Below are 26,217 nucleotides of genomic sequence, written 5' to 3'. Positions count from 1 at the left end.
CTACCTCCTGTCGAGTTTCATCATCAGATAAATAAAATAGGGAATGCCGATCATGGAGACCAGAATTCCTGCCGGAATCTCCAGCGGTGAAAACAGATTTCTGGCCAGCATATCCGCAACAACCAGCAGTATGGAGCTGATCAGTGCTGCAAGCGGAAGCAGCAGGCGATGCCGCATACCGGTGATACGCAGTGCAATCTGGGGACCCAGCAGTCCCAGAAACGCAATATTTCCTGCCACAGCCGTTGCCAGAGCCGCAAGCGCCGCACCTGCTGCCAGAAACAGTATCCGTGTCCGACGGGTAGATACGCCTAGTGCTGTTGCCCCTTCATCACCAAGCGAAAGAATGTCCAGCGTTCTGCTGTGTGTCCATACCAGCCCCGCAAGGAACAGAATGAGCGGTGCACTGACAAGAATATAACGCCAGCTGCTTCCCCACAAGGAGCCGTTGGTCCACATCAGCACCTGATTATAATCTCCCCTGCTCATTTGCAGCTGATAAAAGCTGATCACTGCGGTAATTCCTGCATTGACACCGACACCGGTGAGTAAAAAGCGAATCGGGCGGATTCCCTTGCGCCATGAATACGCATATAGAAAGGCCGTAGTGCAAAATGCTCCGGCTATGGCAAGCAGCGGCATGAACAGCACCTTTACATTGGAAAGGGAGCTGTAGTATGCGTTCGCTCCATACGAAATCCACAAGACCACAAACAGTGCACTGCCCGCATTGATACCGATCATACCGGGCTCTGCAAGCGGATTTTTCGTAATCCCCTGCAGTATGGCGCCGGATACACCGAGCGCACTTCCAACAAGAATCGCAAGTACGATACGCGGAAGCCGTATCTGAAAGACTGCAAATGCATGGGTGCTGCTTCCCCCGCCCAGCAGCGTCCGCAATACGTCGGAAGGGCTGATTGCAAAGCTGCCGACCATGATGGAAAGTGCAGCGGCAGCAAGCAGTACGAACAAACAAAAGCCAACGATCCAAAATCGTTTACGCATCAGCCGCACTCCTTTCTCACCAGCAGCAAAAACACCGGTATTCCCAGCAGGGCAGTAAACAAGCCGACCGGTAGCTCATAGGGCGCACTCAGTGTTCTGGCAGCAATATCGGAAAACACCATAAGCACACCTCCAAACAAAAAGCTGAGAGGGAGTGTATGACGAATGTCCCGCGAGAGCATGCTGCGCAGAATATGCGGAACAAACAGTCCGACAAAGCCGATATTGCCGGCAACTGCCACGCACATTGCACAAAGCGGAATCATCACCAGAATGACCTTCTTTTTTAATCCGGCAGCATCAATGCCAAGGGAAATGGCAGCTTCATCACCGAGGGAAAGAAGATTGACCTTACCGCTCAGCAGCAGAAAGCTGCCCATACAGACAAGCGTGACAATTCCCAAACCGATGACGGCACCCCAGTCGGCCTGCCGAAAGCCTCCGGCAATCCAGAAGGCCAGCTCCTGCGAGCGATTTTGTATAAGTGCACTCAGGGAAGCCGCAGATAGAAAGAAAATGCTCAAAGCACTGCCCGCCAGAAGGATACGCGATACATCCGGATGTCCGGCATATTTAACAGCAAACAGAAACACCAGAAGACCACTGAAGCCGGCACCTGCAAGTGCTGTCCAGAAATTACCAGCCGCAGTAAGCAAAGGAAGCATGGGGGCGATTGCCACAAACATAACCGAGCCCTGCGTGATACCGAGAATGGATGGCTCTGCGATCGGATTACGCAAAATTCCCTGCATCATTACACCGCTGGCTGCGAGCAGTCCTCCCGTCAGTAAGGCGCTCAGCGCACGCGGCAGACGCACATCGCGAATCAGCTGATCATGAAGCGTTTCCTGATAATCGAACAGAGCATGCAGGACATCATCGAATGGAATATCCTTCGCTCCCGCCAGAACCGATAAGGCAATGCCAAGAAGCAATAGCAGAATGCCGCTTGCCGTCGCTATCAGAATCCTCTTGCGCATCTTACTTTACCAGCAGGCTTTGAACCTCATCCAGAAACACGTCTCTTCCGATACTGCTGTATCCGATATTGAAATACGGACTCGACGGCAGTTCAAGCACCCTGTTGTTTTTCACTGCCTGCATTGATTTATAGATGCTATTCTTTTTCAGGGCCTTCATATCAGCATCCGTACCGACAACGATAAGATGATCGGCATCCAGATCCGCCAGTCCCTCATAGGAAATAACGGGAAGACTGATGGAATCCTGCCGCGGCATATTGGCAGGCTTCTTCAGGCCCATATCTTCATAGAGAACACTTCCGATACCGGCTGCATCAAATACAAACAGCTGTCCCCCGCTTGCCAGCAGCGCCAGATAGGTGGTATCCTCACCATTCGCCTTGCGTACGGCAGCTCCAGCCTTCTTCGCTTTTTCATCATAGCTCTTCAGCCATGATGCAGCACGGTCCTCCTGCTGCATCATACGGGCAAAGGTATTCACATCCTGCCGCCAGTCTGTCTGTGCCAGCTCCACCATAAGCGTCGGCGCAATTTTTTTCAGCTGCTCATACATTTTTTCCTGCACACCGGAGATAATGATCAAATCCGGATGCAGTTCCAGGATACCCTCGATGTCCATGGTATCCTGCATACTGTAGCCAAGAATTTTCGCACCCTGTAACGGCTCCTGAAGATAGGTTGGCAATTGGGTATAATCATAGGCATCCGAATTTGCCGTACCGGCAACGGAATATCCTAGCAGAGATAAAATATCACTGTTTCCGCTTAGATCAACGATACGCTTCGGCTCTGCCGGAATTTCCACCTCTCCCTTCGCATCCCTTACCGTTATTGTTTTATCGCTTGAAGATGCCTCCTGTCTGCCTTGGCACCCGCTCACAAAGCCAAGTGTCACAAGAAGCATACAAAGCATCCCGATTGTCTTTTTCATAGATGTCCTCCTTCATTCTGTTAGCTTATTCTAACTTACGTGTGCCATTATAGCAAATCGCTCCTGTTCCTGCAAGCATTTCACCCGCTTTCCATATTTTAACAGCCAACCGCTGCCATGCAGCCGGATAAGATGGTGCAGGCTCTTTTCGATATGTATGCGAATACGAATCGACTGCGTATGGGTATGCGTATGTCATTTAAACAGTGTCCGGTGTACGATACATGACCATACCCATAGCACCTCATATTAAACAACGAAAATAAAACAGCCCCGGGGACTGTTTTATTTTGTACATCTGCAGCGGAAGGATTTGCATTCCGTTTCGTGACAATCATTTGGATGAACACAGTTATCACAGCATACGCTGATGGTTTCTGCGTTACAGCATGCATCCTTGTTATAAACACAATTGTGTACGCTGCATAAAATTTCGGTTTTCTTCTGCATGGTTTACACCTCCACGCTGTTAGTATGAACCATTGTCTGAAATCTATGTGCTGAAAATTACCATCGCACTGAAGCAGTAAATCTGTTCCTCTTCAAAATCACTCACGGCTGTTGAAAACTTGATATCCATCAGACGGATATCCGCATGCTCCTGAAGCCAGGCATTGACCACCTCTGTTAAATCATCCTCATGCTCCTCATCAAACACCTTGATTTGTACCATTGTATCACCGATTTCATCCTATCAGCTCAATCCTCCAATCGGTGTCGATATTTCGTGAAATACTCCTGAATTCTGTTTTCCGCTGCTTCACTGACGGCAACCATTGGCAGCCGCAGGATATTTTCACACTCATCCTGCAGATGCAGCATGTATTTCACCGGTGCCGGGGATGCTTCCGTAAATGTCAAGGCTGCCAGCTCATAGAGCCTCCGGCGCAGCCGGTTATCGACGCGTTCATCATCACAAAAGGTACGAAGCTCCTTCATACATACATGTCCCATAACAGAGACAAGTCCATCCATTCCGGCATCAAAGCCCTCATCAAAGAAGCCGTCCTCTCCACTGTAAATCAGAAAATCCGGATGCTGCTGCTTCAGTCTGCGCACCATATCCAGATTGGAACAGGCCTGCTTTAATGCCGTTATGTTCTTATGCTTCTCAAGCAGGGCATGGATTGTTTCATAGGTAAGCTCCACCCCGGTTCTTGCCGGCACGTTATACAGCATAATATTGGTATCCACAGCAGAAGCAAGTGCATCAAAGTGTGCATACAGCCCGGCAGCATTCGGCTTGCTGTAATACGGCGTTACAAGCAATACACCGTCAATTGCCTCCTTCTGCGCCTCCCTGCATGCCAGAATCGTCGCAGCTGTATCATTGCTGCCGCAGCCATACCATATCTCTGCGCGATGCTTCACGCGTTTGATTACATGGCGAAGAATGGAAAGCTTCTCGTTATGAGAGAGTGTCGGTGTTTCTGCCGTTGTCCCGCACACGATGAAGCCGTCGCACCCCTCCTTCAAAAGCCGGTGAAGGATGCGGTCCATCGATTTGTAGTCCACTTTGTTATCCCTGGTAAACGGTGTAACCAAAGCAACCATCAGTTTTTTCATAGTTTATCTGCCTCCCAGTAAGATTGGCTGCAGCTGTCTGTCGTTTAAGGCCTGATCCATCGTCTGCTCCATCAGCTCCCAGTCGGACACAATGCTTCGCTCCTTGGAAAAAGGGGCATCCTGTCGAAACGGTATGATATAAAAATGCTTCATATTGATCAGAGAAAAGATATTCACCCCGCTGATTCCCAGACCGTCATTCGTCGCGATGCCGAATACGATATTCCTCTGATTGCGAATCATGGCCTTTGCAGACAGTGTAACCGGATGATCGTAAATACCATGTGCCATCTTTGCTGCAACAGTGGCTGTCATGGGTGCAATCACCATTATATCATATGCGTTTGCCGGCCCAACTTTCTCTGCTTCCACGATTGTATGGATGATGTCGTGTTTTGTCACATCCTTTACTTTTCCCAGGAATACGTCCTTATCGAAAAAACGGGTGGAGCACGTATATACATTTTCACTGACGACAGCCGTCACATCGTTGCGCTCACACAGTGCTGTCAGCTGCTCGAGAACTGCCGCATGGTTACAGAAAGAGCCGCAGATACCGAACAGAATGCGTTTATTTTCCATTGTTCAGTTTCCCCCTTATACATTCCGCGATAATATTTCCTGCACTGATGCAGGCAAAGCGTCCCGGCAGATTTCCCGCCTTGATCACGGTAATACCTTCCTCATGTGCCGCCTTGAGATCAATCAGATCCGGTGTGGATATATCGATGATGACCGGCTTGTTTTTCCAGCTGCGCATTCTGGATGGTGCAATCATGACACCCGTTGCCGTATGGATGATAACATCACCGCAGGTTTCCCAATCACGAACCGGCAGAAAGTCCCCCTCCTTTTTACAATCCCTTCGTATGATGCGAACACGGACATGCAAATTCTTCAGCATGTCATAAATCACCTGTCCGCAATGACCATATCCGACAATATCGACCTGTATATCGTAAATGCTCTTACAGATACAGCTGATCAGCTCATTCAGCACACCCTCAGCCGTCAATACCGCATTTTCATGAATCACGCTCTCCTCCAGCATGTAATAGATTTTTCGCTGCGGCAGAGCATCCAGCACTGCATTTCGAATTCCGCAAAACAACAGACAATCCTTACCCTGCATTTCGTAAAAGGCGTGCGGTATGTGAATCGCCTGCTCCTGTATGCGGACATATCCAAACTCATCGACGCCCTTTACCGGGAAGACCACTGCCTGATACTGTGGCAGATTCAGGAAATCCGTTTGTGCATCCAGACGATCTACCATAAAGTCCCTGGACAGATTGTCATATACCTGTATCATTCTTTCATCACTGCATATCACTGCAATCTTCACACTATCCCTCCTTACGCCATTGTATGTCGCAAACAGGCTTTTGCCATTAGGAAAGCCGTTTGCGCATGGAAATAGAAGGAATTTCGTGTCGCAATTCATCAAGGCTTCACAAAAAAAGCAGACTGCAATAGATTCTTCGTACTGCAGTCTGCTATCTTCTTTTCTCTGCTCTATTTCTGTGAAATCACAAAATAATTCCGTTTTCCCTTTTTGATCAGTGTACGTCCCTTCGAGATGGCATTTTTAGAGGATACGATAAACTCCACATCCTTCACCTTATCCCCATTGATCTGAATAGAGCCCTGATTGATCCATTCTCTGGCTTCCCGCTTGCTGCTTGCAATACCGGCCTGCACCAGTGTATCCGTCAGAGTCAGCTCATCAGCAATTTCCGCGGCTTCAAAGCCCTTCAAAGCATCCTGCAGCTCTCCTGCATCCAGCTCCTTGATATTTCCCTTAAACAGCGCGTTGGTGATTTTTAACGCCTTGTTGTATTCCTCCTCCCCATGCAGGAAGGTAACGACCTCTTTCGCCAGTGTTTTCTGTGCCTCTCTGAAATGCGGCTCGGTTTTCACCTTTTCCTCCAGTGCGTCGATTTCCTCCTTGCTCAGGAAAGTCAGCTTCTTCAGGTAATCAATTACCTTTTCATCCTCGGAATTTACGAGGAACTGATACATTTCATACGCACTTGTTTTATGTTTATCCAGCCATACCGTACCGGACTCACTCTTTCCAAATTTCGTACCGTCAGCCTTGGTAATCAGCGGCATCGTCAGTCCATAGCACTCCACATCCGCACCATGCTTCTTGCGAATCAGCTCCAGACCGCTTGTGATATTTCCCCACTGATCCTGTCCGCCAAGCTGCAGTGTACACCCCTTATCCTCATACAGATGTAAAAAGTCCAGTGCCTGTAAAATCATGTAGGAGAATTCCGTATAGCTGATACCGGCATCCAGACGGCGTTTTACCGTTTCCTTGTTGATCATGTAGTTGACATTGAAGTATTTTCCATAATCCCGCAGGAAATCAATCACGGAAATATCCTTTGTCCAATCCAGATTATTGACCATTTCAAAGCCGAACAGCGCTTCAATCTGCTTGCTCAGACACTGGTAATTGTGCTCCAGCACTTCCTTTGTCAGCATATTGCGTTCACCGCTTGCCTTCGGATCACCGATAAATCCGGTTGCGCCTCCAACCAGCATGATTGGGTGGTGCCCATGCTCCTTTAACCGTTTTGCACACAGCAAAGAGGAGTAGTGTCCGATATGCAGGGAATCACCGGTCGGATCGGTTCCGATATAGAAGGTCAGTCCTCCGTTGTTCAGTTTCTCTTCCAGCTGTGGACTTGTCACATCATTGATCAGTCCGCGGTATTTCAATTCATCAAATAATTTCATCATCGTCTTCCTTTCTGAAATAAAAAAACGTCCCTGTCATCCAAGGACGCAACATAGCGTGGTACCACCTTAGTTCTTCTTTACAGAAGCACTCAATGCCATAACGGGGCAGTCCGGTCTACCTTTGCAGTAGACAGCTCCAAGGTGTATTTCTCAAGGCATCCCGCAGCTTTTCACCAGCCAGCCGCTCTCTGAAGGGATCGTCCCCAAGCTCTTTTCTTATCAACGCTTTCCTTATTCAGGATATCTGTTATTGTAAAAATTGTCAATCCTATTTTGTAGATTTTCTCGGTGTGTAGATGTAGCTCAGCTCGATTTCCTTATCGGTAACTTCGTTTTCATCGTGCAGCATCTTTGTCAACAGACGCATTGCCACAGCTCCTAAATCATAATCCGGAATCTTAAATCCGGAAATCTGCGGACGTGCCATTGCATTGCATTTGCTGTCCAGAATACAGATCAATTCCATTTCATCCGGAATACTGATACCTGCTTCCTTTGCGGTATTCATCACGGCCATCGCCTGGGAATCACGATAGGTAATCACGACATCATGGCGGATTCCCTGCTTCATGTATTCCTTCAGGAACAGATAGGAGGAACGGTATTCCTTTGGAATCTGAATAAAGCTTTCAAATTTCATCCCCTGCTCTTCAAATGCTCTGTTTAAGCCGTCCAGCAGCTGCTTGATCATCTGCGGATTCTTGCGATCCTCCACCAGTGCGATATTTTTCTTGCCCTGCTTAATGCAGCCGCTTGCATATTCATATACAAGGTTCGCATAATCCACGTAGACGCTTCCCACGGTATCATCACTCATCTTATTACCGATGACAACGATCGGTACCTGATATCTGGTCAGCTGGTTCAATTCTTCCTTATTCAGCTTGTCATTGAAAATCACAACACCGTCCACACGGGATTTGATGATATTTTCAATGATATCGTTCATTTCCGTGATACCCTCGGTTGTGGTATGCAGCATGATGTTGTATTTATATATTTTTGCCACATCGATCAGACCATTGATGATCTGTCCGGTATAGAAATAGCTTGCCTCCGGAACAATCAGCGCAATCGTTGTGGTTTTCTGCAATGCCAGTCCCTGTGCGATTGCATTCGGCTTGTAGCCCAGCTTTTCAATGGCTTCCTGTACCTTGATACGGGTATCCTCACGCACGACCTCTGAACCGTTGATTACACGGGATACTGTTGCCAGAGATACATCGGCTTCCTTTGCTACATCATAAATCGTAATTCTTTTCATAACCTGTTATCCCTTCCGACTGTCGTCTTCATCTGTGTCCAAGACACGCTTCAATCCCTGAAATGCAGCCTCCGCCGCTTTCAGTGTTCCTTTTTTCAGCTTTCTTACGCCTTTTTTCACCTGCTCGTCATTGCGAATGGTATCCACCGTATCCGCTACAGCATGAACGGATCGGCGTACATATTCGTTCTGACGAACCTCCTGTATGCCTTCCTGTACATAGCCTGCAAGCTTATCTGCAGCCGCGGCAACCTTTTTACTGCCTGCCTGTACACCCTCCCGCTGTGAAAAGCGCTGCAGACGATCATGTGTTGACGCAAGCAGCTTCTGTGTCTCTAGTTTCAAACGTTCCATTCGCTCGTTCACTTCCATGGAATCCGCATGCTCACGCAGCCAGTCACGCATTTCCTGAAAAAGGCGCTGTAGCTGTATGGCAGCATCATCCAGAATTTTCTTTGAACGACCGTTTTCATCATCATCGTCACATTCCATGGTGATAATGGTGAACTTCGCCTTCTGTTCCAGATCTTCGACTTCTTTTTCTCGTTCGTTATCCATGATTATTCACTCACTCCATCCTCTTCATCACGATCGTCTTCCTTCTTCATACCGGCAAACACCCAGTCCTTGATGGAAGAAAAATTCTCTATGACAGCTACCAGAGTGGAACGTACCGCATGCTTGCTCGCCTCATGAACACAATCTACCGTTTCACTCAGCTCATTCAGCGTATTCAGCGGCTTGTCCAGTGTTTCTAATTGCCGGTTTGTCGTTTCCAGCGTCTTTGACATTTTCACAACGGCATCATTCGCATTTTTCAGCAGTACAATCAGATGCTTTACAAAAACAGCGAGGAAAATAAGCACAACAACACCACAGATCGGCAATGCCTTGCTGGCGACACTGCTTGTTAATTCCAATAATTGATCTAAACCCATAGAAACACCTCTTTATTTATTCTAAAACAATTTGTAAGTTTTTTCAACTTCTATTGAAAAGTTTTTACAATATTTTTTAATTTGTATATATCCTTGCTGCTCATAAACAGATATACGGCCGGACCGCGCTGTGCAAGCATTCTTGCCGCTTCCTCATCCTCATTGATGACAGTCGCCTTCTCACATTTATCCGCAAGGTCCGAAATCGTGATATCAATACCGTCTTCTCTTGCGGCATTCTCCGGAAAATGACACAGATACACTTCATCCGCCTGATTCAGCTCTTCCGCAAAGCGATCCATGAAATAATAGATACGGGAATAGCGATCCGGCTTGAACAGGGCAATTACCTTCTTCCCCGGATACTTGATGCGTGCCGCCTCGATCATATATTTCACTGCAGTGGGGTGATGTGCATAATCATCGATATATACATTATCCCCGTTTTCTTCAATTGTAAACCTGCGTTTTACACCGGGAAAGCTTTGCAGACCCTCCTGCAGCAATTCCCCGCCCAGTCCCTCCATGATACCGATAGCGATAACGCCCAGACTGTTCCACAGCAGTGGCTTACCGACAAAGGGCAGATCAAAATGCGCAAACAGCTTCTTGCGATACAGCACATCAAACTGCATGCCGTCCTCATGTTGCTTCACATGCACCGCCTGCACATCGTTGTGATCCTTTAAGCCGTAATATAAATGTTCTGTTTTCACATGCAGGGAGCGCACAGCCGCATCGTCTCCGAAGAGCACGACACCCTTTTGAATCTGATTCGCAAAGGCTTCAAATGCGTCGCAGTAGTCCTCCATGTCCTTATAATAATCGACATGATCCAGCTCGATATTGGTAATGATGGCATATTCCGGCTTATATGCCAGAAAATGACGCTGATACTCACAGGATTCCAGCACAAAATAACGGCTGTCCTTCGGCATTTCGCCGGTTCCATCACCAATCAGATAACCGGTTGGCGCCGCCAGACTCATTACGTGGGAAAGCATGCCGGTCGTTGTCGTTTTGCCATGTGTACCCGCTACGGATATCGATGTGTATTCCTTCGCAAGACTGCCGAGGAACTCATGATACCAGTAGGTTTTCACAGTATCCATAGCCAGGGCTTTTTTCACCTCCGGATTGGATTCATTAAAAGCATTTCCGATAATCACGGTATCTCCCTCATGAATATTATCAGCGGAAAATGACGTAATCGGAATATGACGCTCCTCCAGTGGCTGCTGGGTAAATATATATTTTTCAATATCGGAACCGCTGACCTCATCTCCGCGATCTGCAACGATCGTCGCAAGAGATGCCATCCCGCTCCCTTTGATTCCAATGAAATGATAATGCATAAGAAACACCTCTTTTACTCTTTATCGCTTGCATCATCAACGCTGCTGATCGGTGTAGATTCTCCAAACAGAGAAATCTGCATCAGATCATCGCCGTCCTCACCTGGTGTTTTCTCGATCATATCCTCAAGCGGAACGCTGTTGATTTCTTCCTCCAGGTCGTATTTTTCAACCTCCTGCTGTGGAAGCTCTTCCTTTTTCAGCTTTTCTTTTTCTTCGATTTTTTCCTGTGCCTTTGCCTCAAATTCCTCCAGCTCGCCGACACCGTAGTATGGTGAGATAATGGTTCCTAAAGGATTTTTTTTCTTTGAGCGCTGCGGCAGTGGGGCTGCACTTTTCTTTTTCGGCTTGCTTTCCTCTTCACTGGAACCGAAAATCGGAGATATGACTGGAGAAAACTCAAACTCCTTTTTCTCCTCGCGCTTCACAGGCTTCTTCACACGCAGCGGCTCCTCACTCAAAACGATTGCTTCCTTTTCCTTCGGCTTTTCCTCCAGATCAATGGTCACAAACTTCTTTTCTTCCTTTTTCGGCTCCTTCGCTGCGGCTGCATGCGGATTGAAATAAGACTCCATCTGCACATGCGTTTTTTCTTCCTCTACGACAGGAGAAGCCGTTGCTTTCTTTGGCTTTTCCTTGATTTCAATCGGTTCCAGTTCATCCTCTGCCAGAACCTCGGCATCCGCTTCTTCAAACAGAAGGCCTGCAAGTTTTTTAAATACTGACATACATCATCGTCCTTTCGCTATTTCTGGGCAGCCAGAAAGTCGTTGATCTCTTTTTCAGTTTTTCTCAGCTTGGAAACAAAGCGGCCGCTTTCCTTACCGTCCTTGTAGGCAACAAAGCTTGGAATCCCCATTACCATCAGTGCCTGACAGATATCGATATTTTCATCGCGGTCCACATAATAAAACGTGTAGTCGCTGAATGCCTCTACCAGCTTCGGCATAAACGGCTCAATAAAGCGGCAGTCCGGACACCAGTTCGCAGAAAATGTAAAAACGCTGACACCGCCTTTAGCGGCAGCCTCCTGAAATTCCTCCATGGAATGTATTGCAGTCATATATTCTTTCATCGTATCGCTCCTTTTTTAGTATTCTATCCTATTTCTCAGGGAAAGGTGCATCCTTTTCCTTACCGTTCTTCACAAAAACCGCCCGATAGATCGGTTGTCCCTTTTCCAGAAAACGCCGTTCGTATTCCGTTATGACATCCTCTGCATGCTCCTCGCGGCGATAGTCAACGCTGACTTCCTTCAGCCGCCAGCCCTCCTCCTGAAATTCCATGAGCGAATATTCAAACAGAGCACTGTTGTCCGTTTTCATCTGAATTTCGCCATCCGGCTTCAGAATGTGTGCATAGCGCGCAATGAAGGCATGATTGGACAAGCGCTTTTTATGGGCGCGCTTTTTCGGCCAGGGATCGGAAAAATTCAAATGGATCACATCGACCTCTCCCTGTGCAAACCAGGTGTCGATCACCTCGGCATCTCCCTGAATATACAGCATGTTGTCCGGCTGCTGTTCCAGCTGGGTATACTTGCGTACAGCCAGGGCAGCCACATTGATGTTTTTTTCAACGCCGACCCATGCAATATCCGGATACTTCTGTGCCATCTGCACCCAGTAATCCCCTTTGCCGGTCCCGATTTCCACATGCAGCTCTGCTCGCTTCAGGGTCTGCTTCCAGGCTCCGGCAAGTGCCGACGCATCGGGAACCACAACCTCCTGCTCTTTCAGAAAATCCTGGGCCCAGGGCAGTTTTCGCATTCTCATATTCGTTTACTCCTCATATTATTTCGCAAGCTGCTCTACGGCAGCGGTATAGATGGCAACCGCTCTTAACAAATCTTCCACCCGTATTGCCTCATCCTTCTGGTGGCAGCCGCCGATAAACATATCCTTTGGCTGCTCCCTATTTGGTAATTCTGGACCAAATGCTACAAAATTATCAAATTTCTTTGCATATGTTCCACCGCCGATTGTCATATTCGGCGTAAAGGTATCATGGGTGTAATCCCGATAGACACTGCTCAAGGTCTGGACCAGCTTTGAATCCGGATCCACAAACAGCGGCTTCGTGTTTTTCTTCAGCGTTACATCCAGTGCGTAATCAAGCTTCTTCGCCGTATCGGTAAAGCCCTTCATGATGCGCTTTGGATCTGCATCGTTTGGATAGCGGATGTCAATGACAATGCTTGCCTCGTTATGTTCAATGTTTACAATACCGGTATTCATGGTCAAAAAGCCCATGTAGGCACCATCTATATCGATGCCCAGCGGTTTTCCCTGCCAGTCCTTCAGCATGGTATAGGTATCGTGTGCAAATTTATCACCATAGGTACAGCCAATGAAGTTTAACAGATGCAGTGCCGCATTTACGCCGTTGTATGGCATAGCCGCATGTGCAAAGACCCCTTCCATATGCAGAACAGCACTCTCATTGTCCAGAGTTTCCACGCTTCCTTTTAAATCAAAGGCCCGTAAATAGTACAGAAAGGCATCCAGATATTCTTCCTTCCAGTCCCTAACCTGGGCACTTGCCTGTCCGATTACGATATTGCTGCGCTCTCCCGCATGCATACTTGTAATTACGGTATCACACGTTCCGCTCAGTTCCACATGCAAGCCGCCCTTTTCTCCATAGATAACCGGGAAATCCGCATCCGGTGTAAAGCCCAGGGTAGGAAGCTCACCATGCTTTGTATAGTAATTCATGCACTCCATGCCGCTTTCTTCATCACAGCCCAGAATCAGCATGACCTTGCGGTTCAGCTTGATTCCCTTATCCTTCAGCATTTTAAGCGCATAAAAGCCAGCCATGGCAGGGCCTTTATCATCCAGTGTTCCGCGTCCGAACATGTAGCCGTTCACGATGTCACCGCCAAAGGGATCTCTGCTCCAGCCTTCACCGATCGGCACAATGTCCAAATGCACCAGCACACCGACGCTTTCTTCCCCTTCCCCATATGCAATCATACCGGCATAGCCGTCGTAATCCTTTATCTGAAAGCCTTCTCTTTTCCCAAGTTCCAGCATATAATCCAGTGCTTTTCTACAGCCTGCCCCAAACGGTGCATTGGCTGTCTTTGTTTTGTCATCCCGCACAGAAGGAATGGCAATCAGACCTCTCAGGTCTTGGATAAACGCATCCTTGTACGTTTCCAATTCCGTTAACCAGTTCATTCGATTCACCTCATGCATATATTCTACCACAAAGGAATGTGAATACCTATGATTATTTTCATAAATTTTCATAAAAGTTTCGAGCGCCGCAATCCAGAAAAATTCCAACAGTTTAAAAAGGTCAAGGTATGAAAAAACCGTTCGTGATTTTAAAAGAAAAGAGGCAGTCCGTCTGGATTGCCTCCGTAATGATTTTATGCTTCTTTGTTATCCTCCGCAGCAGCTGCAGGCTTCGCATCCTCTTCCTTCTTTTCCGTTCTTGGTCTAGGAAGCAGTGCCTTGGCGCTGACATTCACACGGCCGCGGTCATCGATTTCCGTAACCTTGACACGAACGGTATCCCCGATGTTTAATACATCCTCCACCTTGTTGACACGCTCATGATTGATTTTGGAAATGTGCAGCAGTCCATCCGTCCCCGGGAACAGATTAACAAAGGCACCGAATTTTTCAATACGGACAACCTTGCCCTCATAAATATCGCCGACCTTGGCTTCCCGTACGATGTCACGGATCATATCCGCTGCATGATTGATTGCCGCACGATCCATATGGTAAATGACCACATGTCCGTCGTCCTCAATATCGATTTTAACATCATCGCTCGCCTCAATGATCTTGTTGATCATCTTGCCGTTTGGCCCGATAACCTCACGAATCTTTTCCGGGTCGATATAGAACTGCTCGATCTTCGGAGCATAGGTTCCGACATCTTCTCTCGGTTCGCTGATGGCTGCCATCATATTTTCCAGAATCTGCGCACGGGCAACCTTCGCCTGCGCCAGAGCTTCTTCAAATACTTCTCTGGTGATTCCTGTCACCTTGATATCCATCTGCAGTGCCGTGATACCCTTGCTTGTACCGGCAACCTTAAAGTCCATATCACCGAAGTGATCCTCCATACCCTGAATATCCGTCAGTACGGTATACTTTCCATTTTCCTCATCCATGATCAGACCCATGGCAATACCAGCCACCGGCGCCTTGATTGGAACACCGGCTGCCATCAAAGACATGGTTCCGGCACAGATGGATGCCTGAGAGGAGGAACCGTTGGATTCGGTTACCTCGGCAACCGTACGGATTGTGTAAGGGAAATCCTCAACACTCGGCAGTACCTGGGACAGTGCACGCTCACCCAGTGCACCATGACCGATCTCACGACGGCCGGGGCTTCCCATACGTCCTGTTTCCCCTACGGAATACGGCGGGAAGTTATAGTGATGCATGAAGCGTTTTGTTTCCACTTCCGTTAAATCATCAATGATCTGATTGTCATTCATCGGTCCCAGCGTCGTAACGCTTAACACCTGTGTTTCCCCACGGGTAAACAGCGCACTGCCGTGTGCTCTTGGCAGGATGTCAACCTGGGAATCCAGCGGACGGATTTCATCAACCTTACGACCGTCCGGACGCACTTTATCTTCAATGATCAAGCGGCGCACCTCGTCTGCCTCAATACTGTGGCAGATCTGTTTTACCTGCTTGAGCACCTTTGCCTTTGCGGCTTCGTTTTCATATTCCTTAGCATCAAAAACAGCGACAGCTTCCTCTGTCAGCTCGTCAATTTTGCCATAGCGTTCCAGCTTCTTTTCGATGGATACCGCATCACGGATTGCCTGTTCAAACTGTGCACGTACCTCGCGGTCGATGTCCTCGTCCACGGTATACAGCTTAACCTCCATCTTTTCTTTTCCAACGGCTGCTGCGATTTCCTCCTGGAAGGCAACCAGCTGCTTAATGTGCTCATGACCGAACATGATAGCACCCAGCATTGCTTCCTCGCTAACTTCCTTCGCACCGGACTCTACCATATTTACGGCATACTTTGTACCGGCAACCGTCAGGTTGATATCACTCTTCTCCAGCTGCTCCGGAGTCGGGTTGATGATGTATTCGCCATCCACGCGTCCTACCATTACACCGGCAATCGGACCGTTGAACGGGATGTCGGAAACGCACAGTGCCAGGGATGCCCCAAACATTGCGGTCATTTCCGGTGTACAGTCCTGATCTACGGATAATACCGTATTCACAACCTGTACCTCATTGCGGAAGCCGTCCGCAAACAACGGACGGATCGGACGGTCAATCATACGGGCCGTCAGCGTCGCATGCTCGCTCGGTCTTCCCTCTCTGCGTAAAAATCCACCGGGAATCTTACCAACTGAATACAGCTTTTCTTCAAATAAAACGGTCAGCGGAAAGAAATCAATGCCTTCCTTCGCCTGCTTGCTGGCTGTAGCTGTTGATAATACAACGGTGTCATCATATCTGACCAGGACAGCTCCACCTGCCTGTTTTGCCACTTCACCAGTTTCCACTGTGAGCCCACGCCCACAGAAATCTAAACGAAATACCTGTTTCGCCACGTTCTTCACCTCTATTTTTCTTATCTTTACCATGATATCATATTTTAAAAGCCAATAAAAGAAAAAAAGCTCTTTTCGAGCTTTTTTACTACTTCCGCAGTCCTAAACGAGAAATCAGTTCCTTGTAACGGTTCAGATCTTTATTCTTCAGGTATGCCAGCAGGTTTCTACGACGACCAACCATCTTCATCAGACCACGCTGAGAGTGGTAATCGTGCTTGTGCTCCTTGAAGTGCTCCGTCAGCTGGTTGATTCTGTAAGTCAATACAGCTACCTGTACCTCCGGAGAGCCTGTGTCTCCTTCGAAACGTGCATACTCTTTCATAATCGCCTGTTTTTCGCTTTTTAATAACATGTTCTTTCCTCCTGTTTTCTTATTCGTTCCATACTGAGTGAACCGCTGAGGAATATTGCGCGTAGACCAAGTATAAAACCTTTGCTATCATAGCACAGTTACTGCTTGGATGCAAGCATTTTTTAGAAATCCGCCCATATGATTCGTGCAGGCTGAAGCAGTCGTTTTGCTGCTTTTTCAACCTGCTGCCTCTGCAGAGCATCAAAGTCCTCAAACGACTGTAGCTGCAGGGTTTCCTTTTCCAGCTTCCAGCGTCCTGCAACATTTCCCTTATACAGGAAGCAGGGATATACGATTCCCTGCAGATTGAACACCCTGCGCAGATGGCGCTGCGGCAAAAACGGGTTTTCATGCTTTTCATAGCCCAGCATCAGCGGATCAAAGCCACTGAGAAACACGGCGGTGGGGATACGGGGATAGGCGTCGATTTCCTCAGGAAGCTCATACACGGCAGATCCACTGCAATCACTCATCTGTACATTATGGATCTTTTGCAATACAGCCTCCAGCTCTTTCTTTTTCCAGCCGAAGAAATAACAGGCATCCCGCAGCGTTACCGGACCATAGCCCTTCAGATACCGGTATACAAGCTCTTTGCGGCAGGCATCCAGATCGCTTCGCAGTGATATCGGAGCATAGGCAAATTCCCGTGATGCCGCATGCTGAAACATCACCTTTCCCTGAATATTCAGGACAGCAAACAGGCCGTCCCAGCTGGAGCAGGCCAGCTCACACAGCTTTTCATCCAGCCCCATCGCAACCAGCCTTGTATAAATTTCACGGCGTCCGCAGATGCCCTGCTGCAGCAGATCAAGGATCGCATTGCAGAAAAGCTGTTCCTCCTGCGGTGTATAATAGCGGGCCATATAGTACTTGCGATGCTCATAATCCTTCCACAGAGCCGAGGTGATCAGCAGGCGGTCTTCCGCATCCAGCAGATGCAGCGTTCCGCGAAAGGCGCGTGTTTTCACACTCTGCTTGACCCATTGCTTCCATGAATCATCCCTTGTTCTGAGGCGCAGTGACATTTGTGCATGCCGCAGAAACTGCGCCTGCAGCGCCAATACATCCCGTGCAGCTGTTTGTGCATCACAGCGTGAGGTCAGATGCTGATGATAGAGTATTTTTCGTTTGCGTTCCGCTTCCTTCATAACGTTTCCTCCGATAAAAAATCAACAAGTACATCATGGAGCAGCAGCATGCCCTCTTCCGTTGTACGAACATGATCGTCCTTCACTTGCAGCATGCCATTTGCGATATTCTTTTGAAGCGGTGCAGAATAGATTGTTTCAAAATCAGCCGCAAAGCGTTCCCGAAACAGAGAGAGGCTCATCCCCTTCTTCATCCTTAGCGCCATCATCAGCATCTCAAACATTTCATCCTGTCTGCTCAGCTCAATGATATCCGGACAGCTGCCCTTTTGCAGATAGGTATGCAGATTGCGGGTGTTATCATAGCGGATATGTCCGCTCTTTCCGCTGGCACCGCATCCGATTCCACAGAAATCCTCATAGTTCCAGTACATCTGATTGTGCAGGGATGCTGCGTTCGGCTTTGCGAAATTGCTGATTTCATATTGTATAAAGCCATGCTTTTTCAGATAGGACACTGCATACAGATACATATCCGTTTCCACATCCGCATCGATATTCTCTACACCGTCACGCCCGAACTGAGAATGCTCCTCGATGGTAAGGGCATACAGCGAAATATGAGATATCTGAAAATGCTGTACGATGTCCTGCAAATCGTCCTGCCACATCTCCATCGTCTGCTGTGGAAGACCATATATGAGATCAATGGATATATTATGAATACCATACTGGTGCAGCTGCCGAATCCGCTCCACCACCTCTTCTCTTGTATGCCTTCGCCCGATGATGGACAGAAGGACGGGCTGCAGAGATTGCACGCCCAGTGAAATACGGTTGACCCCATACCGCTTCAGCAGCTTCATTTTATCTTCATCCAGTGATTCCACATTCGCTTCCACCGTATATTCCTGTACCTGTGTCGTATATGGGGCGAGCAGCTTCAGCAGCTGCTCCAGCTGTCTGCTGTTTAATGCACTCGGGGTTCCACCTCCGATATACACTGTTTCTACCGAAACCTGCGCAAGCTTTTCCTGCAGCTCCCGCTCCACAGCAATCAGCCACTGGTCCGCAAGGCCCGCATGATAGCGGCACCGGGTAAAATCACAATAGGCGCAGATATCTCTGCAAAAGGGCACATGGACATAAACAGCTTTCATACAAACCTCCTAAACCGTATAATATACGTATTTTTTACCGATTTTCCGCCGCTGATAGCAGTGCTGCTTCACCAGAAGCTCCATGGCACAGCGCGCTGTTTCATTACACACGCCGGCATATTCCATAAACTGCCGTATGGTGTAATAGCGGTATGGCTGTCGATGATCGACATAGAACATCAGCTGCTGTACACTGAGCATCGGATACTGCTCCAGCAGCTCCTGTAGCTGCATCGTCTGACAGGCGGTGACATCCATTTCCGTTAATGATAGCATGGATCGTGAGATTTGCAAGCGGATATCATCCAGAAAAGCCAGAAAGCGTACACTCAGATCTCCTGCAGCTTTTCTGTTTGGCTGTTCCTCCATCGCTAAAGCAAACGGTGCATGACAGCGCTCATGTACCAGCAGGCAGTCCAGATAGGCGCTCTCTCCTGTAAACATGGATAGAAAAAAGATACGCAGCAACAGCGGCTCCTCCTCCTGCTCCAGAAATGTCACAAGTCCATGCGGCAGCGGTGTAAGCGCCAACAGCTCGCCTGCCTTATACAGCCAATGCGGATAATTTCCTGCAAGCAGGATGCTTTTTTGAACAGTCGCAGAAAAGGGGCGCTGCAATGGACAGCGATACAGCAGCTCTGTTGTCTGCTGCAGCTTCGCACACAGGGCTCTTGTCATAACGATATCCGCATGCAGATCATCAAAGCAGAAGCTGCGGCGAAGCAGTGCACGGTAATCCTCCACCTGCTTCCATACCGCATCCAGCACAACTCCTGTTAAATCAAGCCTTTGTGCCAGCTCCTCTTTGCTGACATAGACCTCCTCGGTATACTTCCTGGTTTCTTCAAACATATGTTCACCTCGCCACCAGTGTAGCATGGATTTTCAACCAGCTGGTAGCAATCGACAAAAGAAGAAAAAAACAGATCATTTCCGACCTGTTTATTTGTCATCATCATCCATGGAAAGCACGGCCATGAAGGCTTCCTGCGGCACCTCTACACTACCGACAGACTTCATGCGCTTCTTTCCCTCCTTCTGCTTCTCTAAAAGCTTTTTCTTACGGGAGATATCCCCGCCATAGCATTTCGCCAACACATTTTTACGCAGGGATTTAATATCTGCACGTGCAACGATCTTTCCATTGATCGCAGCCTGAATCGGAATTTCAAACTGCTGCTTTGGGATCAGCTTCTTCAGCTTTTCACAGATAGCACGTCCTCTTGGATAAGCAAACTCCCGATGTACAATACTGCTTAAGGCATCTACGATTTCCCCGTTTAACAGAATGTCCATCTTGGCAAGCTTATTCGTCTGATAACCGATCAGCTCATAATCCAAAGACGCATATCCCTTCGTGCAGGATTTCAGCTTATCGAAGAAATCAAACACAATTTCTCCCAGCGGCAGTTCATAGATCACATTCATACGGCCCTCATCAATATAGACCATATCCTTATAATTCCCACGCTTGCGCTGACACAGCTCCATGATCGGCCCGACATAATCATTCGGTGTCATAATGCTGGCACGTACAAACGGTTCCTCAATATGATCGATTTTCTGCACATCCGGAAGCAGGGATGGATTATCGATGGACAGTACGGAGCCGTCCGTCAGATATGCATGATAGACAACGGAAGGTGCAGTCGCAATTAGATCAATGCGGTATTCCCGCTCAATGCGTTCCTGAATAACATCCATATGCAGCAGCCCCAGAAAGCCGCAGCGAAATCCAAAGCCCAGTGCCTGTGAGGTCTCTGCTTCAAACTGCAAAGAGGCATCATTCAGCTGCAGCTTTTCCAAAGCATCCCGCAAATCGTTGTATTTACTGGAATCAATCGGATATAAACCGCAGTACACCATCGGATTCATTTCCCGATATCCATACAGCGCTTCTTTTGCGGCATGATCCGCATGGGTGATGGTATCTCCGACACGCACATCCTTAATGGATTTAATAGAGCCGCAAACCCAGCCTACCTCGCCGCATTCCAGCACATCCTTCTTGACTTCCTTCGGATTGCGAATACCTACCTCCAGCACTTCGTATTCCGCCCCGCTGGCCATAAACCGGATATGATCACCAACCCGCAGGGTTCCTTCCTTAACACGAACATAAGCAATAACACCACGGTAAGCATCATACAATGAGTCAAACACCAGTGCCTGCAGCGGTGCATGCGGATCTCCGGACGGTGCCGGCACATTGCGTACGACCGCTTCCAGCACATCCTTGATGTTCAAGCCGTTTTTCGCCGATATGAGCGGTGCATCGCTGGCATCCAGTCCGATTACATCTTCGATTTCCTTGCGCACAACATCCGGCTGTGCACTGGGAAGATCAATTTTATTGATCACCGGAATGATTTCCAAATCATTATCCAAAGCCAGATATACATTGGCCAGTGTCTGTGCCTCGATGCCCTGTGCCGCATCCACGACCAGAACGGCTCCCTCACAGGCCGCAAGCGAACGGGATACCTCATATGTAAAATCGACATGTCCCGGTGTATCTATCAGATGGAAAATATAATCCTGTCCATCCTCCGCTTTATATTTCAGCTGAACGGCATTCAGCTTGATCGTAATGCCACGCTCCCGTTCCAAATCCATGGTATCCAGCAGTTGTTCCTTCATTTCCCGCTGTTCAACAGTATCTGTAATTTCAAGAATACGATCGGCCAGAGTTGATTTCCCATGATCAATATGGGCGATGATTGAAAAGTTTCTTATGTATTTCTGATCCATATTCTCACTCCTAACGCAAGGACTATTATAACAGGAAAGTTGTGGGATGGAAAGCAAATTTAGTGTGTAGAAAGCAATTCCTCTTGACCTTTTCAGCGAGTAGTGCTAAAGTTTAGTGGAAAAGGATGAGAGAGCCTTTTTACGTTAGAATTTATCTAACAAAGAAGGACCCGCTGTAGGAGGCGGGTCCTTTCTATGTTCAGCAACCATGTAGAAAGCATAACCGTTATATGAAACATAGCCCATCCCTTCGTTTTATAGCTTTTCTAACAACAGAATACGCAATGGCGTCAATACAGTTATGTTACAACATATTTTCACGAACCGAGATATCGTCTTCTCTGCTTCGCTTTTCACAAAGTACTCCCAGAGTATCCATCAGCATCATAAAGCTCTGTTTCTGGTCGTTTGTCAATTCATCATAGAAATTCAATACTTCTATTTTATTCATATAATCTCGATTCATTTCTCTGATATTGCCTCTACACTTATCTGTCATCATTACCATCACTTTCTGCTATCACATTTATTTTATCGTGTTAACAAAGAATATACAACTGTTATTAGTGAATCATATTATCATATCTCTATCGGAGAATTGCATATGATTACTTATTATAAGCTTTGGGACTATTGTAACAGGAAAGACATAAACAAAACTGAATTGAAGGAGGGCGCAGGAATTTCCAATGCCACCATCAGTAAATTGAGCAACAATCAAATTGTCACGACGGAGACACTAGATAAGGTTTGCACCTTTTTGAAGGTTCAGCCCTTTCAGATTATGGAATGGGAAGAAAATAAAACAGCTAAATAATAGTGTGATTACCCACAAAAGAAGGCATCCCATCGGACACCTTCTTTTTCTATTTCATTAGTCCACGATATAGCCAATCAGATTTTTCCCGCTGCCGTTAAAGAAGACCTTTGCCTCCATCTTCGCTTTTCCTTCCAGCTGCAGCTCATCTGCCAGAATCAGTCCGTCGGCACAGGCAATCGCATAACCGCCGTCCACCATACCGATGATTTCTCCGCAGGCGGCACTTCCCTTTTTGCTCAGTCTGCGCACCTTATGGAATTTCAGCTTTTTGCCATTTACAAGCGCATAGGCACAGGGTGCAGGAATCAGACCACGGATATGATTATAGACGCTTTCTACATCTCTGCTGAAATCAACATGCTCCTCTTCCTTTTGAATGGTGTAGGCAAACGTTGCTTCCGCTTCGTTTTGTTCCACGAAGACAGCACTTCCGTCAATGATTTTCGGAATGCTTTCACTCAGCAGCTGTGCACCGGAAACGGCCAGCTTATCATACAAGGACCCCATCGTATCCTCATCTTCAATCGTCACATGACTTTGCGCCATGACAGCACCGGCATCCATTTTCTTCACCATGCGCATGATGGATACACCGCTTTCCGCATGCCCTTCGATGACCGCCTTATGAATCGGTGCTCCGCCTCTCAGCTTTGGCAGCAGCGATGCATGCACATTGACTGAGCCATAGGTCGGATGCTCCAGCAGCTTCGAAGGGATGAACTGCCCGTATGCACAGGTTACAATCAAATCGATATCCAGCTGCATCAGTTCCTCATAATCATCCCGTATTCGGATTGGCTGATACACAGGGATATCATGTGCCAAAGCTGCCTGCTTTACCGGCGGCATCTGCAGCACCTGCTTTCTTCCTACCTTTTTATCCGGCTGACTGACAACACCGATGATCCGATAGCCGTCACTCCACAGCCGTTCCAGCATAGACACGGCAATTTCCGGCGTGCCCATGAACAGAACTCGTATTTGTTTATTATCCAAGCTAATCACCTCAGTAGGCATTATAACATGTTGTGCGTTCGTTTGCATCTACTTTAACAAACTGTCTTCCTCTTGGGTATGACAGCTAATGCAACAGTCCATCGAATACATCGGAAAACATCTGTACACATCCCTTCATTGTGGATACAATTGCCTCACTGCTGCTCTTCGCAAGCTGGGAAGCGCGGTTTTCCTCAATATCCTTTAATGCGACCGGATCGTTCTGTGCTTTCACAACTCGATTCTGCGCAACATCCGATTCAAAGCTCTCCACCTGCTCCTGAACGAGATTTCGCGTATCATCTGACCCCTGCTGATTGATATAGGAGCCGATCGATACAAGAATACAAATCAGAATGGCATCCGCCAGAAATCGCTTCATATAAAATCACTCCTTTGTCAGTACATCATGAATACCGTCTGCGATAACATCCAGGGAGTTTGAAACCTCCTCGAAGGTGTTTACATCACCGCCAAGCTCCATCAATACAATGTTTTTGGCAACCTCCTGATTATAATAGGCCTCCCTTGTCATGACCCCCTTCATGATACCATTCTTCTTTGCATTGATCGTGTCAGTTAATGTCGTGGACAGCTTGGTTGCCGTCTTGGCATTTTTCCCAAGACCACCGACAACAAACATCCCCTTGGCATAATTCTTACCATCGATATTGATATAGCTCGCTTCCCTTGGAATGCTGTCACGATGCAGATCCAGACACATATCAAAGCCACCGTAATTCACAAGCGCTTCGTTTAGATATTTATAGGATACTACATAGGATTCATTATACGTCAGTCCATGCGTATCACGGTAACGGATGAAATCATTGGTTTCCAGAACCACCTTGATGCCGCGGTCCTCCAGCTTCTGCGCCAGAATAGCCGCAGCATCCAGCACCGTTTTGCCACCCTTATAGCTTTCATCCTGGTGGGTGTCGTAGATATATACCCGTTTTCCGGTACTCTTTACTTTTTTATCCTCGGATTTTTCTTCCGTTTTCTTGTCACTGCTTTCAGCCTTATTGTTCTTACCGTCATCCTTGCTTTGCGAGGTATCCTTTTGCTCGTCTGTCGTCTTCGGCACAACACTCGGATTATCCTGTGTCGTTTCCACCTCACTGATGTCCTCCTTGGGAATCGTCAGATTGGAATTGTAGGACAATACATTTAAGGAATCCTTCAGTGAAAGGGAGCTGTTGATCGTCTTCTGCTTATAAACAAAATTATTCAAAAGATCATCTGCATTGCGGAAGCAGTGCTTCAAACCGCTGGCAAAGGGTGTCAGATAGAGAAAGGCAATCAGTACGAATACTTTAACGAGAAGCTTACATGTAGATTTCATAGAAAAAAGCACTCCCTTCTCTACCACCATATGTGGCCGGGCGTGCTTTCATGTTAAACTATGGATGACAAAATCCGACATTACAGCTGTTCATAGTTGGGATGCAGGAAGCGATTCAGACTTTCGGAAACGATATAGACCAGATGCTTCAATTCATCATCCATGGATTTTGGCGTTACGACAAGATTCAGATAATTGCTGTCCTGTATCTTCTGCAGAATATGCTGCTTTTCCTCTCCGCTGACCTCGAGGGTTTCATGCAGGATGGCACCGATGCTGGTAACCGTTGCCACACCGATGGCGATAACGGGAATATGCAGGCTTTTCTCACAGAGTGACATCCGGTGATTTCCAACGCCGCTTCCCGGCTGAATACCGGTATTGTTGATTTGAACAACGCGGTTGATCCTGGCGATGTTACGGGTAGCCAGTGCATCTATGGCAATGACCAGATCCGGCTGATAGCTTTGCGCAACGCTTTGGACAATGGACAGCGACTCCAGACCGGTCTGTCCCATAACACCCGGCTGCAGCACCGCAACATTGCGTGTTCCCTTTAAATAGGCAGGGTCCTCATGCTCATACAGATGGGCGGTCACTAGGATTTCATTTGCCGCCTGCGGCCCCAGTGCATCCGAGGTAATGAAGCGGTTTCCCAATCCAACCACAAGAATTTTTTTCAGCGTCACATGCATGTTATCACTCATATGCTGCAGATTCTCCTGAATTGCATCAATCATATTTTCCCGGACGACATGATCATCCAGATCACGGCATTCAATGGAAACATAATCCCCCTTATGCTTGCCCAGCTCATTTTCATCACAAAGGACCTTAATATAATTGCTGCGAATGTAATCATTCTTTTTTTCGATATGCTCATAGGTTTTTGACTGGATATCTGCGGATATGATTTCATCCGCAAAATCACTACGTATCTGATATGGTTCTGCCATTTTTATACACCTCTTCCATAGTATGGTTTTTTTTCACCTTATTATTGCATTTTCATATTCTTTTTGATATAATTTATTGGCAATTGAAAACTAGGAGGTGCAACATGCCACAGATCCAATCACAGAAAAAACGTGTAAAAACCAACAACAAAAGAAACTTGGCTGTAAGTGCTCAGAAATCTGCATTGAGAACTTCCATCAAAAAAGTTCTGGCTGCTGTTGACGCAAAAGACGCAGCTGCCGCAGCTGCTGCTTACAACGAAGCAAGTACTAAATTAGATAAAGCTGTTGCGAAGGGTATTCACCACAAAAACTACGCAACAAGACAGAAATCACGTTTGGCTAAAGCAATCAACGCTATTGCTGCATAAGAAACAGGACAGAGGTTCT

General features: G+C 47.4%; 30 protein-coding genes and 1 other annotated feature. Of the genes, 2 read left to right on the top strand and 28 right to left on the bottom strand.

What is annotated here, in order from left to right:
* From KSZ58_RS09670 to KSZ58_RS09555, 24 genes are all read right to left on the bottom strand, one after another.
* Window positions 1–1,008 carry an iron ABC transporter permease gene (locus KSZ58_RS09670; protein WP_008817294.1) on the bottom strand — a complete coding sequence of 336 codons (1,008 nt, stop codon included), beginning with the start codon at window positions 1,006–1,008 and terminating at the stop codon, window positions 1–3.
* Entirely contained in the window at window positions 1,008–1,988 is a 981-nt protein-coding gene (locus KSZ58_RS09665) for an iron ABC transporter permease (RefSeq protein WP_008817295.1), read from the bottom strand. The genes KSZ58_RS09670 and KSZ58_RS09665 overlap by 1 nt, the downstream gene beginning before the upstream one ends.
* Before the next feature lies 1 nt (window position 1,989).
* The gene (locus KSZ58_RS09660; protein WP_008817296.1) at window positions 1,990–2,922 is read right to left on the bottom strand and encodes an ABC transporter substrate-binding protein; all 933 of its coding nucleotides are present in this window, start codon (window positions 2,920–2,922) and stop codon (window positions 1,990–1,992) included.
* Between the two features lie 285 nt (window positions 2,923–3,207).
* Window positions 3,208–3,372: a DUF1540 domain-containing protein gene (locus KSZ58_RS09655; protein WP_002608966.1), complete on the bottom strand. Its 165-nt coding sequence runs from the start codon at window positions 3,370–3,372 to the stop codon at window positions 3,208–3,210.
* Window positions 3,373–3,415: 43 nt separating this feature from the next.
* Window positions 3,416–3,595, bottom strand: coding sequence for a sporulation protein Cse60 (locus KSZ58_RS09650; RefSeq protein ID WP_008817297.1), 180 nt, complete (start codon window positions 3,593–3,595; stop codon window positions 3,416–3,418).
* A 26-nt stretch (window positions 3,596–3,621) separates the two neighbouring features.
* A complete protein-coding gene (gene dapA, locus KSZ58_RS09645; RefSeq protein ID WP_008817298.1) occupies window positions 3,622–4,488 on the bottom strand; it encodes a 4-hydroxy-tetrahydrodipicolinate synthase in 867 nt (288 codons plus the stop codon).
* Between the two features lie 3 nt (window positions 4,489–4,491).
* Window positions 4,492–5,070 (bottom strand): dipicolinate synthase subunit B, encoded by a 579-nt coding sequence (locus tag KSZ58_RS09640; protein ID WP_002608963.1) that lies wholly within the window; start codon window positions 5,068–5,070, stop codon window positions 4,492–4,494.
* Window positions 5,060–5,833, bottom strand: coding sequence for a hypothetical protein (locus KSZ58_RS09635; RefSeq protein ID WP_002608962.1), 774 nt, complete (start codon window positions 5,831–5,833; stop codon window positions 5,060–5,062). Before KSZ58_RS09635 ends, KSZ58_RS09640 begins: the two co-directional genes overlap by 11 nt.
* Before the next feature lie 170 nt (window positions 5,834–6,003).
* Window positions 6,004–7,236, bottom strand: a complete 1,233-nt coding sequence (gene tyrS, locus KSZ58_RS09630; RefSeq protein WP_002608961.1) for a tyrosine--tRNA ligase — start codon at window positions 7,234–7,236, stop codon at window positions 6,004–6,006.
* 39 nt (window positions 7,237–7,275) lie between these two features.
* Window positions 7,276–7,471: a binding site (T-box leader), on the bottom strand.
* A gap of 36 nt (window positions 7,472–7,507) precedes the next feature.
* On the bottom strand, window positions 7,508–8,503 hold the full coding sequence (locus tag KSZ58_RS09625) for a LacI family DNA-binding transcriptional regulator (RefSeq protein WP_217752690.1): 996 nt from the start codon (window positions 8,501–8,503) through the stop codon (window positions 7,508–7,510).
* A 6-nt stretch (window positions 8,504–8,509) separates the two neighbouring features.
* Window positions 8,510–9,061 carry a hypothetical protein gene (locus KSZ58_RS09620; protein WP_009269155.1) on the bottom strand — a complete coding sequence of 184 codons (552 nt, stop codon included), beginning with the start codon at window positions 9,059–9,061 and terminating at the stop codon, window positions 8,510–8,512.
* A gap of 2 nt (window positions 9,062–9,063) precedes the next feature.
* Entirely contained in the window at window positions 9,064–9,441 is a 378-nt protein-coding gene (locus KSZ58_RS09615) for a hypothetical protein (RefSeq protein ID WP_008817300.1), read from the bottom strand.
* Window positions 9,442–9,491: 50 nt separating this feature from the next.
* Window positions 9,492–10,796 (bottom strand): UDP-N-acetylmuramate--L-alanine ligase, encoded by a 1,305-nt coding sequence (gene murC, locus KSZ58_RS09610; RefSeq protein WP_009269156.1) that lies wholly within the window; start codon window positions 10,794–10,796, stop codon window positions 9,492–9,494.
* A gap of 14 nt (window positions 10,797–10,810) precedes the next feature.
* Window positions 10,811–11,524 (bottom strand): hypothetical protein, encoded by a 714-nt coding sequence (locus tag KSZ58_RS09605; protein ID WP_008817301.1) that lies wholly within the window; start codon window positions 11,522–11,524, stop codon window positions 10,811–10,813.
* Between the two features lie 17 nt (window positions 11,525–11,541).
* Window positions 11,542–11,871, bottom strand: coding sequence for a thioredoxin family protein (locus tag KSZ58_RS09600; protein ID WP_002608955.1), 330 nt, complete (start codon window positions 11,869–11,871; stop codon window positions 11,542–11,544).
* Window positions 11,872–11,899: 28 nt separating this feature from the next.
* Window positions 11,900–12,571, bottom strand: a complete 672-nt coding sequence (trmB, locus tag KSZ58_RS09595; protein WP_002608954.1) for a tRNA (guanosine(46)-N7)-methyltransferase TrmB — start codon at window positions 12,569–12,571, stop codon at window positions 11,900–11,902.
* Between the two features lie 18 nt (window positions 12,572–12,589).
* Window positions 12,590–13,981: a dipeptidase PepV gene (gene pepV, locus KSZ58_RS09590; protein ID WP_009269157.1), complete on the bottom strand. Its 1,392-nt coding sequence runs from the start codon at window positions 13,979–13,981 to the stop codon at window positions 12,590–12,592.
* Between the two features lie 194 nt (window positions 13,982–14,175).
* Window positions 14,176–16,353, bottom strand: coding sequence for a polyribonucleotide nucleotidyltransferase (gene pnp, locus KSZ58_RS09585; RefSeq protein WP_008817303.1), 2,178 nt, complete (start codon window positions 16,351–16,353; stop codon window positions 14,176–14,178).
* An 88-nt stretch (window positions 16,354–16,441) separates the two neighbouring features.
* Complete coding sequence (gene rpsO / locus KSZ58_RS09580; protein ID WP_002608951.1) at window positions 16,442–16,708, bottom strand: 30S ribosomal protein S15; 267 nt, start codon at window positions 16,706–16,708, stop codon at window positions 16,442–16,444.
* Between the two features lie 122 nt (window positions 16,709–16,830).
* A complete protein-coding gene (locus KSZ58_RS09575) occupies window positions 16,831–17,859 on the bottom strand; it encodes a DNA glycosylase AlkZ-like family protein (RefSeq protein WP_008817304.1) in 1,029 nt (342 codons plus the stop codon).
* A complete protein-coding gene (gene hemW / locus KSZ58_RS09570; protein WP_009269158.1) occupies window positions 17,856–18,959 on the bottom strand; it encodes a radical SAM family heme chaperone HemW in 1,104 nt (367 codons plus the stop codon). The genes KSZ58_RS09575 and hemW overlap by 4 nt, the downstream gene beginning before the upstream one ends.
* 9 nt (window positions 18,960–18,968) lie before the next feature.
* Complete coding sequence (locus KSZ58_RS09565; RefSeq protein ID WP_009269159.1) at window positions 18,969–19,811, bottom strand: hypothetical protein; 843 nt, start codon at window positions 19,809–19,811, stop codon at window positions 18,969–18,971.
* 90 nt (window positions 19,812–19,901) lie between these two features.
* Window positions 19,902–21,710, bottom strand: a complete 1,809-nt coding sequence (lepA, locus tag KSZ58_RS09560; RefSeq protein ID WP_009269160.1) for a translation elongation factor 4 — start codon at window positions 21,708–21,710, stop codon at window positions 19,902–19,904.
* 304 nt (window positions 21,711–22,014) lie between these two features.
* Window positions 22,015–22,161: a hypothetical protein gene (locus KSZ58_RS09555; protein ID WP_201259561.1), complete on the bottom strand. Its 147-nt coding sequence runs from the start codon at window positions 22,159–22,161 to the stop codon at window positions 22,015–22,017.
* A 153-nt stretch (window positions 22,162–22,314) separates the two neighbouring features.
* Between KSZ58_RS09555 and KSZ58_RS09550 the strand changes: the two genes are divergently transcribed.
* On the top strand, window positions 22,315–22,527 hold the full coding sequence (locus tag KSZ58_RS09550) for a helix-turn-helix transcriptional regulator (RefSeq protein ID WP_008817309.1): 213 nt from the start codon (window positions 22,315–22,317) through the stop codon (window positions 22,525–22,527).
* Window positions 22,528–22,584: 57 nt separating this feature from the next.
* On the opposite strand, the gene fmt is transcribed toward KSZ58_RS09550, so the two are convergent.
* From fmt to gpr, 4 genes are all read right to left on the bottom strand, one after another.
* Window positions 22,585–23,526, bottom strand: coding sequence for a methionyl-tRNA formyltransferase (gene fmt, locus KSZ58_RS09545; RefSeq protein WP_021420804.1), 942 nt, complete (start codon window positions 23,524–23,526; stop codon window positions 22,585–22,587).
* 85 nt (window positions 23,527–23,611) lie between these two features.
* Window positions 23,612–23,908: a hypothetical protein gene (locus KSZ58_RS09540; RefSeq protein ID WP_002608944.1), complete on the bottom strand. Its 297-nt coding sequence runs from the start codon at window positions 23,906–23,908 to the stop codon at window positions 23,612–23,614.
* A gap of 6 nt (window positions 23,909–23,914) precedes the next feature.
* Window positions 23,915–24,871 carry a stage II sporulation protein P gene (gene spoIIP / locus KSZ58_RS09535; RefSeq protein ID WP_008817311.1) on the bottom strand — a complete coding sequence of 319 codons (957 nt, stop codon included), beginning with the start codon at window positions 24,869–24,871 and terminating at the stop codon, window positions 23,915–23,917.
* Window positions 24,872–24,951: 80 nt separating this feature from the next.
* Window positions 24,952–25,827 carry a GPR endopeptidase gene (gpr, locus tag KSZ58_RS09530; RefSeq protein WP_002608942.1) on the bottom strand — a complete coding sequence of 292 codons (876 nt, stop codon included), beginning with the start codon at window positions 25,825–25,827 and terminating at the stop codon, window positions 24,952–24,954.
* A gap of 104 nt (window positions 25,828–25,931) precedes the next feature.
* Between gpr and rpsT the strand changes: the two genes are divergently transcribed.
* Window positions 25,932–26,198 (top strand): 30S ribosomal protein S20, encoded by a 267-nt coding sequence (rpsT, locus tag KSZ58_RS09525; protein WP_008817313.1) that lies wholly within the window; start codon window positions 25,932–25,934, stop codon window positions 26,196–26,198.
* Window positions 26,199–26,217 lie beyond the last annotated feature (19 nt).

The sequence above is a fragment of the Erysipelatoclostridium sp. DFI.2.3 genome, assembly GCF_019132535.1.
Lineage (GTDB): Bacteria > Bacillota_I > Bacilli_A > Erysipelotrichales > Erysipelotrichaceae > Clostridium_AQ > Clostridium_AQ innocuum.
This window is presented reverse-complemented; position numbering and strand designations above follow the sequence as displayed.

Excerpts from the sequence above, each read along its gene's own strand:
- KSZ58_RS09670 (WP_008817294.1), bottom strand. The coding sequence starts at position 1,008 with ATGCGTAAACGATTTTGGATCGTTGGCTTTTGTTTGTTCGTACTGCTT.
- KSZ58_RS09665 (WP_008817295.1), bottom strand. The coding sequence starts at position 1,988 with ATGCGCAAGAGGATTCTGATAGCGACGGCAAGCGGCATTCTGCTATTG.
- KSZ58_RS09660 (WP_008817296.1), bottom strand. The coding sequence starts at position 2,922 with ATGAAAAAGACAATCGGGATGCTTTGTATGCTTCTTGTGACACTTGGC.
- KSZ58_RS09655 (WP_002608966.1), bottom strand. The coding sequence starts at position 3,372 with ATGCAGAAGAAAACCGAAATTTTATGCAGCGTACACAATTGTGTTTAT.
- KSZ58_RS09650 (WP_008817297.1), bottom strand. The coding sequence starts at position 3,595 with ATGGTACAAATCAAGGTGTTTGATGAGGAGCATGAGGATGATTTAACA.
- dapA (WP_008817298.1), bottom strand. The coding sequence starts at position 4,488 with ATGAAAAAACTGATGGTTGCTTTGGTTACACCGTTTACCAGGGATAAC.
- KSZ58_RS09640 (WP_002608963.1), bottom strand. The coding sequence starts at position 5,070 with ATGGAAAATAAACGCATTCTGTTCGGTATCTGCGGCTCTTTCTGTAAC.
- tyrS (WP_002608961.1), bottom strand. The coding sequence starts at position 7,236 with ATGAAATTATTTGATGAATTGAAATACCGCGGACTGATCAATGATGTG.
- KSZ58_RS09625 (WP_217752690.1), bottom strand. The coding sequence starts at position 8,503 with ATGAAAAGAATTACGATTTATGATGTAGCAAAGGAAGCCGATGTATCT.
- KSZ58_RS09620 (WP_009269155.1), bottom strand. The coding sequence starts at position 9,061 with ATGGATAACGAACGAGAAAAAGAAGTCGAAGATCTGGAACAGAAGGCG.
- KSZ58_RS09615 (WP_008817300.1), bottom strand. The coding sequence starts at position 9,441 with ATGGGTTTAGATCAATTATTGGAATTAACAAGCAGTGTCGCCAGCAAG.
- murC (WP_009269156.1), bottom strand. The coding sequence starts at position 10,796 with ATGCATTATCATTTCATTGGAATCAAAGGGAGCGGGATGGCATCTCTT.
- KSZ58_RS09605 (WP_008817301.1), bottom strand. The coding sequence starts at position 11,524 with ATGTCAGTATTTAAAAAACTTGCAGGCCTTCTGTTTGAAGAAGCGGAT.
- KSZ58_RS09600 (WP_002608955.1), bottom strand. The coding sequence starts at position 11,871 with ATGAAAGAATATATGACTGCAATACATTCCATGGAGGAATTTCAGGAG.
- trmB (WP_002608954.1), bottom strand. The coding sequence starts at position 12,571 with ATGAGAATGCGAAAACTGCCCTGGGCCCAGGATTTTCTGAAAGAGCAG.
- pepV (WP_009269157.1), bottom strand. The coding sequence starts at position 13,981 with ATGAACTGGTTAACGGAATTGGAAACGTACAAGGATGCGTTTATCCAA.
- rpsO (WP_002608951.1), bottom strand. The coding sequence starts at position 16,708 with ATGTTATTAAAAAGCGAAAAACAGGCGATTATGAAAGAGTATGCACGT.
- KSZ58_RS09575 (WP_008817304.1), bottom strand. The coding sequence starts at position 17,859 with ATGAAGGAAGCGGAACGCAAACGAAAAATACTCTATCATCAGCATCTG.
- hemW (WP_009269158.1), bottom strand. The coding sequence starts at position 18,959 with ATGAAAGCTGTTTATGTCCATGTGCCCTTTTGCAGAGATATCTGCGCC.
- KSZ58_RS09565 (WP_009269159.1), bottom strand. The coding sequence starts at position 19,811 with ATGTTTGAAGAAACCAGGAAGTATACCGAGGAGGTCTATGTCAGCAAA.
- lepA (WP_009269160.1), bottom strand. The coding sequence starts at position 21,710 with ATGGATCAGAAATACATAAGAAACTTTTCAATCATCGCCCATATTGAT.
- KSZ58_RS09555 (WP_201259561.1), bottom strand. The coding sequence starts at position 22,161 with ATGAATAAAATAGAAGTATTGAATTTCTATGATGAATTGACAAACGAC.
- KSZ58_RS09550 (WP_008817309.1), top strand. The coding sequence starts at position 22,315 with ATGATTACTTATTATAAGCTTTGGGACTATTGTAACAGGAAAGACATA.
- KSZ58_RS09540 (WP_002608944.1), bottom strand. The coding sequence starts at position 23,908 with ATGAAGCGATTTCTGGCGGATGCCATTCTGATTTGTATTCTTGTATCG.
- spoIIP (WP_008817311.1), bottom strand. The coding sequence starts at position 24,871 with ATGAAATCTACATGTAAGCTTCTCGTTAAAGTATTCGTACTGATTGCC.
- gpr (WP_002608942.1), bottom strand. The coding sequence starts at position 25,827 with ATGGCAGAACCATATCAGATACGTAGTGATTTTGCGGATGAAATCATA.
- rpsT (WP_008817313.1), top strand. The coding sequence starts at position 25,932 with ATGCCACAGATCCAATCACAGAAAAAACGTGTAAAAACCAACAACAAA.